This is a genomic window from Acidimicrobiia bacterium (genome assembly GCA_041393965.1).
In the GTDB taxonomy this organism is placed as follows: domain Bacteria; phylum Actinomycetota; class Acidimicrobiia; order Spongiisociales; family UBA5794; genus UBA5794.
On the sequence record JAWKJB010000001.1, the window covers coordinates 163,416 to 178,886 of the forward strand.

Below are 15,471 nucleotides of genomic sequence, written 5' to 3' on the forward strand. Positions count from 1 at the left end.
GATGGCAAGTCCCAGGTACGGAGCTCCCCGTACGATGCTGCTCCTAGAACGGGATGGCTTTTCTGACGACATCGAGCAAGGGCCACGGTACAACACCGAACACGAAGGTGACGGCCGAAGCAAGAATCAGCGCGAACCGCGAATTCATCGAAACCTCGAATGAGAGGGCCCCTTCGTCGCTGTCGGTGAACATGACCGCCACGACCCTGAGGTAGAAGACCAGCCCGATCACCGTCGTCAGGGTTCCGATGATCACGAGCCACAGATAACCAGCGTCGTTGGCCGCCGTGAACGCGAGGACCTTCCCAACGAAGCCAGCGAAAAACGGCATCCCCGACATCCCGAGCATCATCACGGTCATCAACCAAGCGGTCTCCGTGTTGCGCCTCGCGAGTCCTCGCAAGGCAGCGATCGGTGCCGACCCGGCCCCGGGACCGACCACAACCGACACCACGACGAACGCCCCGACGATCATGAACGAGTAGGTCGCGAGGTAGAACCACATCGCTTCGAGACCGAAGGGCCCCGCGACGAGGGTCGTGAGCAGGTAGCCCGCGTGGGCAACACCGGAGTAGGCGAGCATCCTCTTGAGGTCATCTTGGACCAGCGCCATCACCGTTCCGACGACCATCGAGATGCCTGCAACGACCGCAATAAGCGGGGCCCAGGTGTCAATCTGGCTGATCATGCCGCCGATGAAGATGCGGGCAAGCGCCGCCAACCCCGCGACCTTCACTCCAGCCGCCATCAGCCCAACGGCTCCCGCAGGCGCCCCTTCATACACATCGGGTGCCCACTGATGGAATGGTGCTGCCGATACTTTGAACAGGAGCCCGACGAGCATCAACGCGAGACCGGCGAGCAGGATTCCGGGACTGCTGACGATCTCGGTCGAGAAGAAGTTCCGGATGCTGTTCTGACCGTAGATCGTCAACGATCCGGTGGCTGCGAAGGTGAGCGCCACGCCGTAGAGGAAGAGTGCAGAGGCGAGCGATCCGAGGAGAAAGTACTTGAGGGCGGCCTCGTCGGATCCGCGGACGCTCCGTGTGAACCCGGCGAGGACATAGAACGAGATCGACGCCGTCTCGAGCCCGATGAAAACAACGACGAGGTTCGGGGTCGCGGTCATCATGTGGAGTCCGGCAACGCCGAGGAGCATCAGGACTGAGAACTCTGCGGCGCGTTTCCCGAGACGAGCCTGCAAATCCCACGATCCGAGGAACCCGACAAAGCCGACAAGGCCGAGCACGATCGCTGCAAGGGCCGAGAACCCGTCGAGGACGACCATCGGGGATCGGAGGATGTCGAGATGCTGGCTTGAGAAGAACAGGCCGCCGTTACCGGAGTCAACCTCGAACCACTGCCAAAGGCCAGCGATCGCCGATAGCAGGAACGCGAATCCGGCAACGGGCCCCCATACCGCAGGTGCCCGGTTCGCAACCACCGCGACGAGAAGGACCGCGAGCGCCCCTGCGAGGAGAACGACTTCGAAGGAGACCGCAAGCAAGGATGCGTGCTCCATCAGCCCCCACCTCCTTCATGGAAACCGATGTCATCGATGCGTCCATGGACAGGTACCTCGAAGTCGGTTGTGAACTCGATCCGGTCGAGGATCGGCTCGATGGACGGCTGGATGCGGTCCATCACCGGTTTCGGGAATACCCCCAGCACGATGATCAGGATGATGAGGGGCACCATGATCGCGACCTCGCGGAAGTTGAGATCCTTCAGCGCTTGGACATTGCTGCTGACGGGTCCGGTGAAGACCCGTTCGTACATCCACAGGAGGTAGACCGCGGCAAGAATCACGCCGACACCGGCCGCGATCGCGAGCACCGGAAGGGTGAGATATGAGCCGATGAGGATCGTGAACTCCCCAATGAATCCCGAAAGCCCAGGGAGGCCGGCCGACGCGAACACCGAGAACAGGAAGATGCCCGCGTAGATCGGCATCACCTTGGCAAGTCCGCCGTAGTCGGCGATGGCGCGAGTGTGCGTTCGGTCGTAGATCATCCCGATCAACAGGAACAACGCGCCGGTCGTGAGACCGTGGCTGATCATCAAAAAGACCGAGCCCTGGAGCGACTGACTCGTCAACGCGAAGAGCCCGAGCACGATGAACCCCATATGGCTGACCGATGAGTACGCAACGAGCCTCTTGAAATCCGGTTGGACGATCGCCGCGGCAGCGCCGTAGATGATTCCGACGACACCGAGCACGCCGATGACAGGAGCGAGATCGACGACCGCATCTGGGAAGAGGGTCAGGTTGAATCGGAGCAACCCGTAGGTGCCGAGCTTGAGCAGGACGCCCGCGAGGATCACCGAGCCTGCCGTTGGTGCCTCCGTGTGCGCATCCGGAAGCCAGGTATGGAACGGGAACATCGGGACCTTGATCGCGAAGGCAAGTCCGAACCCCACGAACAGCCAGAGCTGCGTGTTGCGGGGAAGGTCCAGCGAGAGCAGCACCCGCCAATCGAAGGAAGACGAGGCGCCGATCGCGTCGCCGCCGAGCACGCCGAGCACGATGATTCCGGCGAGAAGAAACGCTGAACCCACCGCGGTGAAGACGACGAACTTCAAGGCCGCATACGCCCGCCGCTCGGATCCCCACAGCGCGATCAGGAGATACATCGGGATGAGGACGATCTCGAAGAAGGCGAAGAACACGAGGAGGTCGAGCGCGAGAAACACGCCAAAAACGGCGCCTTCGAGGATCAACATGAGCGCCATGTAGGTCTTGACGCGGTCGGTGATCGAACGCGACGCGAGGATGGAAAGCGGAAACAGAATGGCCGTCAGCAGCACCATGAACACGGAGATCCCGTCAATGGCGACCAGCCACGAGATGCCGAACCGTTCCGAAAGGACGATCGATTCCGAGAACTGGAAGCCTGCCTCCGAGATCGAGTAGGTGGCGACGAGATAGAGGGCCACGGCGAGAGGGGCGAGCGAGACGCCGAACGCAACGGGGAGGACGACCTCCTGGCGCTGCTTCGGAATCAGCGCGACGACGACGGCGCCGAAGAAGGGCAGTGCGATGAGCATCGAGAGCACATCCATCACAGACCTCCCCCTGCGAGCACCATCACGACGATGAGTACCACGGCAGCGGCGGTGAGGACCCCGGCATAGGCCCGGACCTTGCCGCCTTGGACCGGCTTGAGGGCGTCACCGATCATCCGTACCCCGGACGCGATGCCGTGCGCGGCCCCGTCGATGACCGACGCATCGGCTTCGGCCGCAAGCTCGGATGCCTGCTTGCCCGGAGCCACGATGACCCTTCCGAAGAAGTCATCGACACCGAACCCGGCGAGTGCATGCCGCCAGAATCCTCCATCTTCCGCCGGAAGCGACGCTGCCCGGTAGCGACGCCACGCAACGGCGATACCGGCGAGCGCGACCACAAGCGTGAGGATCGCAAGCGTCCACAGCAGCGTCGTGTCGAGCGGTTCGGGATGGGCAACACCGTGGAAGGAGGGTTCGAGAAAGTGCTCGAAGGCATAGCGGATCGGTGTGTTGACCAGTCCGAAGAGCACCGTGAACACCCCAAGGACGACAAGCGGGATCGTCATCAACGACGGGCTCTCGTGTGGGTGGACACCGTCGTCCCAGCGCTCCTCGCCCATGAAGGTCATCACGAAGAGCCTCGTCATGTAGAACGCGGTGAGCGCGGCACCGACAACACCGATGAACCACAAGGTGTACCAGGCGCCACCTCGCGCAAACACACCTGCGAGGATCTCGTCCTTCGACCAGAACCCCGACAGCGGGAAGACACCGGTGATGGCGAGCCACGCCGCACCCATCGTGACGAAGGTGATCGGCATCCTGGATCGGAGCCCGCCCATCTTGTTCATGTCCTGCTCGCCGGCCATTGCGTGGATGACGGAACCGGCGCCGAGGAAGAGCAATGCTTTGAAGAAGGCATGGGTTGTCAGGTGGAAGATGCCTGCGGTGTAGACGCCAACGCCGATGCCGAGGACCATGTAGCCGAGCTGACTGATGGTCGAATACGCGAGGACTCGTTTGATGTCCTTCTGTGCGACGGCAATCACCGCCGCGAGGAGCGCGGTGAGAACACCGACCGTGGCAACCACGGCGCCCGTCACCGGAGCCATTTCGAACAGGACCGCCGATCTCGCCATCATGAAGACACCAGCCGTGACCATCGTCGCAGCGTGGATCAGGGCCGAGACGGGTGTCGGGCCCTCCATGGCATCGGGGAGCCAGATGTACAGCGGGATCTGAGCGGACTTGCCCGCCGCTGCGATGAACAGGCACAGGGTGATTGCCGTTGCCATGCCCACCGAGAGAACAGCCGGCGCATCCGTGAATACCGTGTGGAAATCGAGGGTGCCGAATGCGGCGAAGATGAGCATCATCGCGACGAGGAATCCCCAGTCGCCGATCCGGTTGACAACAAAGGCTTTCTTGCCGGCGGCGGCAGCGGCTGGTTTCGTGAACCAGAACGAGATCAGCAGGTACGACGAGAGGCCGACCAGTTCCCATCCGATGAACATCACGGCGTAGTTGGCGGCGAGAACCAACACGAGCATGGATGCAATGAACAAGTTCAGGTAGGAGAAGAACCGGGGGAAGCGCTCATCGTTGTGCATGTACGAGATCGAGTACAGGTGAATGAGCCCACCGACACCCGTCACGATGAGGGTGAGCAGCGACGACAGGGGATCCCACAGCAGGTCGGCTTCCACGCCAAGGACGGGAATCCACGAAAAGAGGTGGATGGTGGCGGGCTGCGCATCGCCCGTGAGGAAGCCGACGGTTGGTCCGATCGCGACTGCGAACGGCACGGCAACCATCGCGAAGGCGAACCATCCGGCGACCGGCTCCCCGATTCGCCTGCCTGCGAGGAGGTTGACCACCGCACCCACGAGGGGAATCGCGATGACGAGCCAGATGAGATCGGTCATTCCCTCAGCCCTTCATCTCGGCAAGTTCATCGACATTGGCACTTGCCCGTTTGCGGAACACGGCAACGATGATCGCGAGCCCCACGGTGACCTCGGCGGCAGCGACCACCATGACGAACAGGGCTGCGACCTGGCCCTCGATGAGGCCGAGGTCCTTCGACACGGCAACAAAGGTGAGGTTCACGCTGTTGAGCATCAACTCGATCGACATGAACATGACGAGGGCGTTGCGCCGGATGATGACGCCCCCCGCGCCGATGGCGAACAGAGCAGCGGCGAGCGTGAGATACCACGAGGTGGTGACGACCAGACCCATCACAGCGTCGCGTCCTCGTCCGCTGGGCCCGACCCGTAGTACGCAAGGGCGATCGTGCCAACGGCGGCGATCGTGAGCAGCATCACCGTTGAGAGGAACACGATTGTCCATGTCCCGAACAGCTCATCGGCGGTGTTCTCGATCGTGCCTGAAAGGTCTGACGAGCCGACCAGCGCGGAGCCGGTGACCCATGCACTTCTCGCGGCGAGAACGATCGCCGCGAAGAGCCCGACGGACACCACGGCAGTGATGACTCCCTGGGCGGGAACCCGCGGGCCATAGGCCCCGGGTTTGTCGACACCGATGAGCATGATCACGAACAGGAACAGGGTCATGACCGCTCCTGCATAGATGATCACCTGGACGGCGGCGACGAAGTGGGCGTCGAGGACCACATAGAGCACCGCGAGGGAGAACATCGACGCGAGAAGGCCGATCACCGAGTAGACCGGCTGGCGGGCCGCCACCATGGTGGTGGCACCCGCGAGCGCGACCAGGGCGAAGATGACGAAGACGACGACTTCAGCCATCGGTGGTCGCCCCGTCATCGGTGTCGCCGGGTGTGCCGGAAGCTCTCTCCAGTCTTGACTGGCCGGTTTCGGGAGGGAGGGCGCCGGTCCTCGCCGAGGGTGTCCACGCGACGACCCCTTGGTACTCGGCGCGGCCAGACGGCGAAGTGGCCCGCATCCACCCATCGCCGAGTCGAAGCTCGTTCAGGTCGATGAGAGGACTCTCGGGTTGTGGATGGTTCGGGGTTCCGTCCGGTTGCACCAGAAGCTCGTCCTTGGTGTAGATGGCATCGTCGCGGTTCGTGACCGACATCTCGAAGAGGTGCGTCATGGTGATCGCTTCGGTGGGGCACGCCTCGACACACATGGCGCAGAAGATGCACCGCAACATGTTGATCTCGTAGACATAGCCGAACCGCTCACCCGGGCTGACCGGCGCATCGGGCGGATTGTCCCTACCCCTGACATAGATGCAGTCGGCGGGGCAGACGCCAGCGCACAGCTCGCAGCCGATACATTTCTCCATCCCGTTGGGGTAGCGGTTCAGTGCGTGCCTTCCGTGGAAACGGGTCGGCTTGACGCGCTTCTCCGACGGGTACTTGCGGGTGACGGGCTTCCTGCGTGCCTGGCGGAGCGTGACCGCGAACCCCTTGAACGGCCCGAGCAAATCTGAGATCCAACTCATCGATGCCTCCTCATGACCACGGCATCCCCAGATCCCTGACGCCGAACGCCAACGCGCACAGGATGATCCATGCGAGCGAGACCGGAATGAGACGCTTCCAGCCGAACGACATCAGCTGGTCGTACCGCATGCGTGGGAGGGTTGCCCTCACCCATACGAAGAAGAACACCAGCGCCCATGTCTTGACAAGGAAGTAGGCGACAGGAAGAACCCACTGGATGACCGTCGGCAGACCGTCTGGCACCGGCCCGCCCCACCCACCGAGGAAGAGGGTCACGGTCAGTGCGGAGATGTTGAACACATTCATGTATTCCGAAAGGAAGAACAAGGCGAACGGGAGTCCCGAGTACTCGGTGTGGTAACCGCCGACGATCTCGGACTCGGCCTCGACCAGGTCGAAAGGCGCGCGATTCGTCTCCGCAAACCCTGCGATGAGAAAAATCACGAATGACGGGACGAGGACGACATTCCAGGCAGGGAGGATCGCGCCGAAGGTGCCCTGCTGCCCCGCGACGATCTGGGCGATCGAGGTCGAGCCGGCGAGCATCACCACCGGCACGAGCGCAAGCCCCATCGCGGCCTCGTATGAGATCATCTGTGCTGATGCCCGCACGGCACCGAGGAGTGGATACTTCGACCCGGAACTCCACCCCGCGAGCGTCACCGCGTACACCGCGACCGATGACAGGGCGAGCACATACAGCAGCCCGATGTTGAGGTCCATCACCTGGAGGGTGTAGGTGGTGCCGCCGATCTCGATGGGGGCACCGATCGGGATGACAAGGAAGATCAGCAGTGCCGGGATGAGGGACGCGATCGGTGCCGCGATGTAGATCCCGTATTCGGCACGGGTCGGCGAGATTGATTCCTTGAAGAATGCCTTGACCCCATCGGCGAGGCTCTGGAGCACCCCGAAGGGCCCGGCCCGGTTCGGCCCGATGCGGTTCTGGAGGTCGCTCACCCATTTGCGTTCTGCCCAGACGAGGACGAGCACCGTCAGCAACAGGAAGACGAAGGCAACGACGACTTTGGCGACAGCCTCGATGAGAGGGCTCATGCGATTCCCTCATTCCCGTCGATGTCACGAATCGCCTTCACGGAGACAGCCGCCATCGCGGCAAGACCCTTCGTCGCCACCTGGTTGAAGGGCAACACGATGGAACCCTTCGCTACCGACGGATCGACTCGCACCGGGAACACCCGCTCGCCAGCCACCATGACCGTCGCACCGTTCGCCACCGCGAGGAGCGACGCGTCCGATGGATGGAGGCGCGCCTCGACGGCGGGGACGAGACCGGCGATCGACGGCGAATGCCGCGTCGTCACTCCGTCGTCGTACAACGATGGAGCGAAGTGGAGGGTGTATCGGTCGGTGACAACGGGCACGGCACCATCCGTCGGGATGTAGCCGAGCGGTTGGGGTGCTCCTTCCATCGGCACCACAACGCCCGTTCCGTCGGTCTCGAAGGTGAGATGGTCGGCGGTGATGCCGCGGTAGGCGGGCGCGACGGCGGAGATCTCCTTCGTGATCGATGCGACATCGTACGCCGCGAGGTCCGCACCCATGGCCGTGGCGATGTCCTTGAGGGCAAACAGGACCGACTGGGCCTGCCCATCCGGTTGAAGCGCAGCCCTGACGGCCTGAACCCTGCCTTCGAGGTTCGTCACGGTGCCGTCGACCTCGCCCCACAGTGCCGCAGGGAGGATGAGGTCTGCGTGGCGTGACGAGTCGGTCACGAACGCGTCGAATGCAACGACGAACTCGGCCATCTCGAGAGCTCGCCGTGCGAGGTCGGGGTCAGGGCAGTCCCTCACCGGGTCGGACCCGAACAGCAGCAGGACATTCACATCACCCGACTCGACCGCCCGCAGCATTCCCATCGTGTCGAGGCCCGGCCCTTCGGGCATGAGACCCCACTGGTCCGTCATGGCAGCGGCGTGCTCGCCATCGCGGATCGACACCCGGCCGGGGAGCAGTGTTGGTGCGAGCCCCATGTCGAGGGCCCCGAAGGTGTTTGCCCTCCCGAGGAGCGGAAGGAGGCCGGGACCCTCGAGCGTTCGTGCGAAGGCCGCAACCGACTCGGCAAGCCGAGGATCCTCACAGAGCGAGGATCGCCCGAAGAGCGTCACAACTCCTCCGGCGTCGAGCTCTGCCCGCACCGATGCGAGATCGCCTTCCCCGGCCGAGAGCTTGCGAACCGCGTCCTGTCCGGAACCGGCCCGGTACCTGACGACATGCGTCGCGATGCCATCCAGCCCCGTTCCGGCAGGGCTCGCGACCACGAGGTTCGCACCGTTGCGCGCCGCCTTTCGGACCCGCAGGTACAAAACCGGATGAGTCTCTTTGAGGTCGGGCCCCCACACGAGGATCGTCGTGGCCGCATCGAGGTCGTCGATTCGGGCGCGCGGCGTGACCGCAGCCGCGAGCTGTGGCTCGAATCCGTCGCCGACCTGTGCATCGAGGTGGGGTGAACCGACGATTGAGCGCATGAATTTCCCGATCAGGTACGCCTCCTCGTTGGTCCCGTTCGCTCCCCCGATGGCGCCGACCTCGGTACCGAGCACCGAACCGAGCCTGGTGGCGACGGCCTCGATGGCCTGCGGCCACGGGATGGGCGTGTGCCCGTCGCCGGTGCGCTGAAGTGGGGTAAGAACCCGATCCTCGTGATGCATCGAGCCGAACGAGAACCGATCCTTGTCCGAGAGCCAACCATCGTTGACATGGTCGTTGTCGGCGCCGTACACCCGCACGACCTTGCCCCGGCTTGTGTGGATCTCGACCGTCGAATGGACCGTGTCCCTGAGCGATACGGATGGCACGACCTCGAGATCCCACGGCCGAGCCCTGAACCGATAGTCGACCGAGGTGAGGGCGCCAACGGGGCATACCTGCACCGTGTTACCGGAGAAATAGGACTTGAACGGTTCATCGGGGAAGGTGAGGATCTGCACCTGATTCCCGCGCTCATTGAAAGTGATGAGGGGATCTCCCGCGATGTCGTCTGCAACACGAACGCAGCGGTCACAGAGGACGCACCGTTCCCGGTCGAGGAGAACAACATCAGAGATCGGGATCGGCTTGACAAAGGTCCGCTTCGCCTCGATGAAGCGACTCTCGCCGGGCCCGTACGCCATCGTCTGATCCTGGAGCGGGCACTCGCCACCCTTGTCGCACACCGGACAGTCGAGGGGGTGGTTGATGAGGAGGAACTCGAGCACACCGTTTTGGGCTTTCTTGACGACTTCGGATTCCGTGTCGACGACCATGCCGTCGCTGACGAGCATCGTGCATGACGGCACGAGCTGCTTCCCGCGGGGTCCCTCCACCTCCACGAGACACATGCGGCACTTGCCGACCGGGTCGAGCTTTTCGTGGTGACAGAATCGGGGGATGTAGTTGCCGACCCGTTCGGCTGCCGTGATCAAGCGCTGTCCGGCGTCGACGATGTGGTCGACACCGTTGATCGTGATCGTGACGGTCGTGGGATCCGGAACCGCGCGGTCAGCCATCGACGACCTCCAGCGGTTGCGCAGCGATGCGACCCTTCACCTCGTCGAGGAAGTACTTCGTGATCGAGGTGATCGGAGCTGTCGCCGATGGTCCGAGCGGACAGATCGTGGTCATGGCCGGCGGCCATGCGAGGCCGGGTGAGATGTTGTCCGAGATATCGAGGAGGAGCTCGATGTCCTTCTGGCGACCACGGCCCGCCATGATCCTCTCGAGGATGTCCTGGAGCCATGTGGTGCCTTCCCGGCACGGGGTGCACTGCCCACAGGATTCGTGGGCGAAGAACCTCACGATGCTGTGGGCTGCCCCGACGACATCGGTCGTCTCGTCCATGACGACCACGGCCCCGGAACCGAGCATGGTTCCGTACTCGAGGACTCCATCGATCGTGATCAGCGTATCGAGGTGTTCGGGAACGAGCCATGGCGCCGAGGCACCCCCGGGGATCCAGGTCTTGAGCGCGTTCCCGTCCCTGATGCCGCCACCGATCTCGTAGATCAGCTCCCGCCAGCTGATCCCCATGACGATCTCGTAGTTGCCGGGCCTGTTCACATGCCCGGACAGGGAGAACAGCCGGGTTCCCGCCGACCGCTCCGGTCCGATCGCGGCGTAGGCGTCGCCCCCATGTTCGATGATCCAAGGAACATTGGAGAGCGACTCGACATTGTTGACGATCGTCGGCCGGCGGTAGAGACCCTCCACCGCCGGGAAGGGGGGCTTGAGCCTCGGTTCACCGCGACGACCCTCGAGGCTGTTCAACAACGCCGTTTCCTCCCCGCAGATGTAGGCACCCGCACCGAGATGAATGGACACATCGAGACAGAAGTCGCTTCCAGCGATGTTGTCCCCGAGGAGTCCGGCCTCGTACGCCTCCTCGATCGCCCGTTGGAGACGCCGTGCCGGTTTTGGGTATTCGCCGCGGATGTACACGAATGCGCGGTTGACGCCGAGCGCGAACGACGAGATGACGATCCCCTCGAGGAGTTGGTGCGGGTCACGCTCCAGCAGTTGGCGGTCCTTGAAGGTACCCGGTTCGGACTCATCGCCGTTGACGACGAGGTACTTCGGGTCACTGTTCGCAAGGAACCCCCATTTCATCCCTGTGGGGAAGCCTGCACCCCCGCGCCCACGAATATTCGATGTCTTGATCTGGTCGATGACCTCTTCGGGTGTTGAGGAAGCGAGAACTCGGCGAAGCGTCGCATAGCCGCCAGTGTCGAGGTATCGGGTGATCGTGTTGCTGTCCGTTGGGTGGGCTTCCATGCGGGCTGTCAGGATCTTCGTCATCGGCCCTCTCCCGTCGATCCGTACGGACCGAATGCCGGGACGGGCGCGATGGCGCCGGTCGACTCGGAGGGCCCTGTCTCGAAGGAACGCTGCCCACCGAAGAGCTGCTGCATCTCGTCGGCGAGAACCACCGACGGTGTCGTCTGGCGCAGCCACGCTACGAGGGCGGCGGCCTTGTCCGGGGTGACGCCCTCGACGAGCTCGTAGTTCACCTGCATGGCAGGTGCACCACCGCAAGCACCGATGCATTCGACGCGCTCGACCGAGATCACGCCGTCATCGGAGGTCTCCCCATGTGCGACTCCACTTGCCTGTGCGATCGAGGACAGGACCGCATCACCCCCGAGGAGGTGACATGAGATCGATGTGCACACCGACACGAGATAGGTTCCCACCGGCTCGCGCTTGTACATCGTGTAGAACGAGGCCACGGACCGCACCTGCGACGGGGTGATCCCGACGAGGGCCGCAACCTCCCTCATGGCCTCGTCGGATGCGTAATCGTGTTCGAGACTCGCGAGGTACAGCAACGGCATCACCGCCGAACGGCGTTCGGGGTAGCCCGCAAGGATCTCCTCCGCGCGACCACGGTTGGCGGAGGACCAGTGGCCGATGATGGTGCGGATCGTCTGGGGTGTCATCGATCGACATCTCCGAGGACCGGATCAGCCGACGCGAGCGACGCGACGAGATCGGCAACCAGCGAGTCGGTCATCATCACGGGAAGCGCCTGGACCGCGGCGAACGACGGGGCACGCCAGTGCATGCGCCACGGCCGAGCGCCGCCCTTCGACACGAGATAGCACCCGAGCTCGCCACGGGGCCCCTCGACCGACTGGTAAGCAGCACCACTCGGAACCCTGATGCCTTCCGTGAACAGTTTGAAGTGATGGATCAGCGCTTCCATCGACTCGTCGATTCGCTTCCTCGGCGGCGGGGTGACTTTCCGGTCCTCACTTCGGTAGTCGCCTCCTGGCATCGTCTCGGTGACCTGTTGCACGATCCGCAGCGACTGGATCATCTCTTCCATCCGGACCATGTAGCGGTCGTAGACATCACCATGGAGACCGGTCGGAACATCGAACTCGTACTCGTCGATCCCGCAGTACGGGTTCGTTTTGCGGAGGTCCCACGCAAGCCCGGAGCCACGGGCAATCGGGCCGGTGACGCCGTACTGCTTGCATTCGGCCGGCGTGATGACACCGACCCCGAGGGTCCGGTCGAGGAAGATCGGATTCTCATCGAGGAGTTCGCGGTATTCCCCGATGCCCCTTGTAACGATCCCGATCAGGCTCGAGATGTCGTCCTCCCAGCCGTCAGGGAGGTCGGCTGCGACGCCACCGACCCGGATGTAGTTGTGGTTCATCCGAAGCCCTGTGGTCTTCTCGAAGAAATCGAGGCAGACCTCGCGTTCGCGCCACCCATAGATCATCATCGAGAGCGCACCGATGTCCATGCCCTGGGTGGCGGCCCACAGCAGGTGACTCGAGACCCGATTGAGCTCGGTCATGAGCACCCTGATGGCACTCGCCCGCGGTGGGACATCGATCCCGAGCAGCTGTTCGACGGCGAGGGAGTACGCGAGCTCGTTGTGGAAGGGAGCCAGGTAATCCATGCGGGTGACATTCGTGGCACCCTGTGCGTAGGTGAGGGTCTCTGCCGTTTTCTCCATACCGGTGTGGAGGTAGCCGATGATCGGTTTCACCCGCCGAACGGTCTCGCCTTCGAGCTCGAGGTGGAGGCGGAGCACCCCGTGGGTCGATGGGTGCTGCGGACCCATGTTGATGATCTGACGCTCCGCAACATCTGTCTCCGGCTCCGACAGATAGTCGTCCTCAACAGCGATGCCGGCCTGCATGCGTGCCCCGGGATCGTCCGCTGCGGGCAGCATCTCCTGCGCCCCTTCGTCGGTAGCGGCGGCGAACGGGTAGCGCTCCTCGGTTCCGCTGACCCACACACTGTGGGTGGCCCGCCGTTGGTCGGCAGCCGACATCGGCTTCGCCTGTGTCGTGTCGGACCCGTCGGCCATGTCGTTCACGGTCCGATCGGTCACAGGTCGACGCTCCCGGCCTTGAACTCGACCGGGATGGCACCGACCGAGGTGTCCTTCCGGAGCGGATGACCTTCCCAGTCGTCGGGGAGCAGGATGCGGGTCAGGTCGGGGTGGCCGGGGAAGTCGATCCCGAAGAGGTCGAAGGCCTCGCGTTCGTAGAAGTTCGCACCGATGAACAGGCCGGTGATCGTCGGCACGGTGGGGTCATCGTGTGGGACCCGGGTCGAGATGATGATCCGCTGGTTGGCTTCCATGGACAGCAGATTCACGCCGACCTCGTACCGCGGTGCTTCCGTGAAGTGGTCCACCGCGTACAGGTCGATGAACATGTCGAAGCCCTGATCCTTTGCTGCCACAACGGAAGGGACATAGCGGTCGGTCGGCACCGAAACCCGGTGATACACCGATGCTGACGACGCGAAGGATTGCGCCACAACCGTGATGCCGATGGTGTCGTCGAGCGCAGCCAGCACGGACGCGACGAGCTCGTTGTCCGAAAGTCCCGTGCGTTGGGTTGGTGTCTCGGTCGCGGTCAGGGCGTCGTCGCTTGCCATCAGAACACACCCGTTGAGTTGCGGATCTCGCCGTCCATGATCATCTGTTGGAGGGACAGGATGCCGTGCATGAGCGACTGGGGGCCCGGCGGACATCCCGGCACATACATGTCGACGGGGACCACCTGGTCAACGCCCTGGACGAGTGCGTAGTTGTTGAACATGCCACCCGTCGAAGCGCATGCCCCCATCGAGAGGACCCACTTCGGTTCGGCCATCTGGTCGTACACCTGTCTCAAGACGGGAGCCATCTTCTGGCTCACACGGCCCGCCACGATCATCAGATCGGCTTGCCTCGGCGAGGCTCGGAAGACCTCCATGCCGAACCTCGCGAGGTCGTTGTGCGCCGCTCCGGTCCCCATCATCTCGATCGCGCAACAGGCCAGTCCGAACGAGGCAGGCCACATGGAGTTCGTTCGCGCCCAATTCACACCCTTTTCGACCGTGGTGAGGAGGAAGCCGGGTTCGGACGAGACGCCGGCCATCAGGCCGCCTCGTCGAGGCTCGGGGCGGGCGCCACAACCCGACGGTACCGAGCGCGGCGGGCCGTGTTCCAGTCGAGCGCTCCGCGCTTCCACACATACGCGAGGGTTTCGATGAGCATCAGCATGAACAACACGACCGCCGCGATGCCAGCCCAGCCAAACTGCTCCATGCGCACGGCCCACACGAACAGGAAGATGATCTCGACATCGAAGATCACGAACAACATCGCGACGAGGTAGAACCTGACCGGGAACCGATCGACCGGATCCTGGAGGGGTACAATGCCGCATTCGTACGGTGCCAACTTCTCGGGTGTTGGGTTACGCGGAGCAAGCCTCGACGAGACAAACATCGACACGCCGGCGAACCCGATACCGAGAACCGTCATGAGCGCGATGGGGAGATAGTCGGCGAGCTCCATGGTGGCTGAGGATACTGAGGCCCGGAGTCGACCCGAAATCATCGCGGGCGAATACTGAGTCGAAGAGACACCTGCCTAACCTCCGCGCATGGCTGACAGAATCCCGTCCGCGACGGTGGCGCGGCTTCCCCGATATCTGCGATGTCTCTCGGACATGGCAGAGACGGTTTCGACCTGTTCCTCGGAGGGTCTTGCGACCGTCGCGGGGGTCAACGCGGCCCAGGTTCGCAAGGATCTCTCATACCTCGGGAGCCACGGCACCCGCGGTGTCGGGTACGACATCGACGAACTCCGGGCACAGATCCGGAAGGCGCTCGGAATGCTGAGGGATCACCCGGTCATCATCATCGGCGCGGGCAATCTCGGTACCGCGCTCTCGAACTACAAGGGGTTCGAAAACTGGGGGTTCGAGATCCAAGCCATCGTCGACATCGACGACGACAAGATAGGCAAACGGGTCGATGGGCTCGTGATTCAGTCCCTCCACGAGCTGGCAGCGATCGTCGCAGACAAGCAGATCAAGATCGGCATCATCGCGACACCGCCCGCGGCAGCCCAAGGGGTTGCCGATCGGCTCATCGATGCCGGCATCAAGTCGATCCTGAATCTCGCACCGACCACACTCAAGACGCACGACGATGTGGCGGTGCGACGCGTTGACCTGTCAACCGAGCTCGGCATCCTTGCGTACCACCTCAACCGTCCCTGAGGTGGTGGC

14 protein-coding genes and 1 pseudogene are annotated in these 15,471 nt (G+C 63.3%); 1 reads left to right on the plus strand and 14 read right to left on the minus strand.

The annotated features are described in order from the left end of the window. Positions 1-43 precede the first annotated feature (43 nt). From R2823_00920 to R2823_00985, 14 genes and pseudogenes are all read right to left on the minus strand, one after another. Positions 44-1,522, minus strand: a complete 1,479-nt coding sequence (locus tag R2823_00920) for an NADH-quinone oxidoreductase subunit N (protein ID MEZ5174754.1) — start codon at positions 1,520-1,522, stop codon at positions 44-46. Further along, on the minus strand, positions 1,522-3,063 hold the full coding sequence (locus tag R2823_00925) for an NADH-quinone oxidoreductase subunit M (protein ID MEZ5174755.1): 1,542 nt from the start codon (positions 3,061-3,063) through the stop codon (positions 1,522-1,524). Before R2823_00925 ends, R2823_00920 begins: the two co-directional genes overlap by 1 nt. Beyond that, positions 3,063-4,934, minus strand: a complete 1,872-nt coding sequence (nuoL, locus tag R2823_00930; protein ID MEZ5174756.1) for an NADH-quinone oxidoreductase subunit L — start codon at positions 4,932-4,934, stop codon at positions 3,063-3,065. Before nuoL ends, R2823_00925 begins: the two co-directional genes overlap by 1 nt. A gap of 4 nt (positions 4,935-4,938) precedes the next feature. Next, positions 4,939-5,250 (minus strand): NADH-quinone oxidoreductase subunit NuoK, encoded by a 312-nt coding sequence (nuoK, locus tag R2823_00935; GenBank protein MEZ5174757.1) that lies wholly within the window; start codon positions 5,248-5,250, stop codon positions 4,939-4,941. Then, positions 5,250-5,780, minus strand: a complete 531-nt coding sequence (locus R2823_00940; GenBank protein ID MEZ5174758.1) for an NADH-quinone oxidoreductase subunit J — start codon at positions 5,778-5,780, stop codon at positions 5,250-5,252. Before R2823_00940 ends, nuoK begins: the two co-directional genes overlap by 1 nt. Beyond that, positions 5,773-6,444 (minus strand): NADH-quinone oxidoreductase subunit NuoI, encoded by a 672-nt coding sequence (nuoI, locus tag R2823_00945; protein ID MEZ5174759.1) that lies wholly within the window; start codon positions 6,442-6,444, stop codon positions 5,773-5,775. The genes R2823_00940 and nuoI overlap by 8 nt, the downstream gene beginning before the upstream one ends. A 10-nt stretch (positions 6,445-6,454) precedes the next feature. Further along, positions 6,455-7,501: an NADH-quinone oxidoreductase subunit NuoH gene (nuoH, locus tag R2823_00950; protein ID MEZ5174760.1), complete on the minus strand. Its 1,047-nt coding sequence runs from the start codon at positions 7,499-7,501 to the stop codon at positions 6,455-6,457. Beyond that, a complete protein-coding gene (gene nuoG, locus R2823_00955; GenBank protein ID MEZ5174761.1) occupies positions 7,498-9,954 on the minus strand; it encodes an NADH-quinone oxidoreductase subunit NuoG in 2,457 nt (818 codons plus the stop codon). Before nuoG ends, nuoH begins: the two co-directional genes overlap by 4 nt. Beyond that, positions 9,947-11,239 (minus strand): NADH-quinone oxidoreductase subunit NuoF, encoded by a 1,293-nt coding sequence (nuoF, locus tag R2823_00960; protein ID MEZ5174762.1) that lies wholly within the window; start codon positions 11,237-11,239, stop codon positions 9,947-9,949. The genes nuoG and nuoF overlap by 8 nt, the downstream gene beginning before the upstream one ends. After that, positions 11,236-11,880: an NAD(P)H-dependent oxidoreductase subunit E gene (locus R2823_00965; GenBank protein MEZ5174763.1), complete on the minus strand. Its 645-nt coding sequence runs from the start codon at positions 11,878-11,880 to the stop codon at positions 11,236-11,238. The genes nuoF and R2823_00965 overlap by 4 nt, the downstream gene beginning before the upstream one ends. Further along, a complete protein-coding gene (gene nuoD / locus R2823_00970) occupies positions 11,877-13,292 on the minus strand; it encodes an NADH dehydrogenase (quinone) subunit D (protein MEZ5174764.1) in 1,416 nt (471 codons plus the stop codon). Before nuoD ends, R2823_00965 begins: the two co-directional genes overlap by 4 nt. Then, positions 13,289-13,846 (minus strand): NADH-quinone oxidoreductase subunit C, encoded by a 558-nt coding sequence (locus R2823_00975; protein ID MEZ5174765.1) that lies wholly within the window; start codon positions 13,844-13,846, stop codon positions 13,289-13,291. Before R2823_00975 ends, nuoD begins: the two co-directional genes overlap by 4 nt. Before the next feature lie 23 nt (positions 13,847-13,869). Further along, positions 13,870-14,331 (minus strand): annotated as a pseudogene (locus tag R2823_00980) (NADH-quinone oxidoreductase subunit B family protein). Next, positions 14,331-14,753: an NADH-quinone oxidoreductase subunit A gene (locus R2823_00985; protein ID MEZ5174766.1), complete on the minus strand. Its 423-nt coding sequence runs from the start codon at positions 14,751-14,753 to the stop codon at positions 14,331-14,333. Before R2823_00985 ends, R2823_00980 begins: the two are co-directional and overlap by 1 nt. Before the next feature lie 88 nt (positions 14,754-14,841). Here R2823_00985 and R2823_00990 point away from each other — a divergent pair, with 88 nt between their 5' ends. Continuing rightward, positions 14,842-15,462 carry a redox-sensing transcriptional repressor Rex gene (locus tag R2823_00990; GenBank protein MEZ5174767.1) on the plus strand — a complete coding sequence of 207 codons (621 nt, stop codon included), beginning with the start codon at positions 14,842-14,844 and terminating at the stop codon, positions 15,460-15,462. The last annotated feature ends 9 nt before the right edge of the window (positions 15,463-15,471 follow it).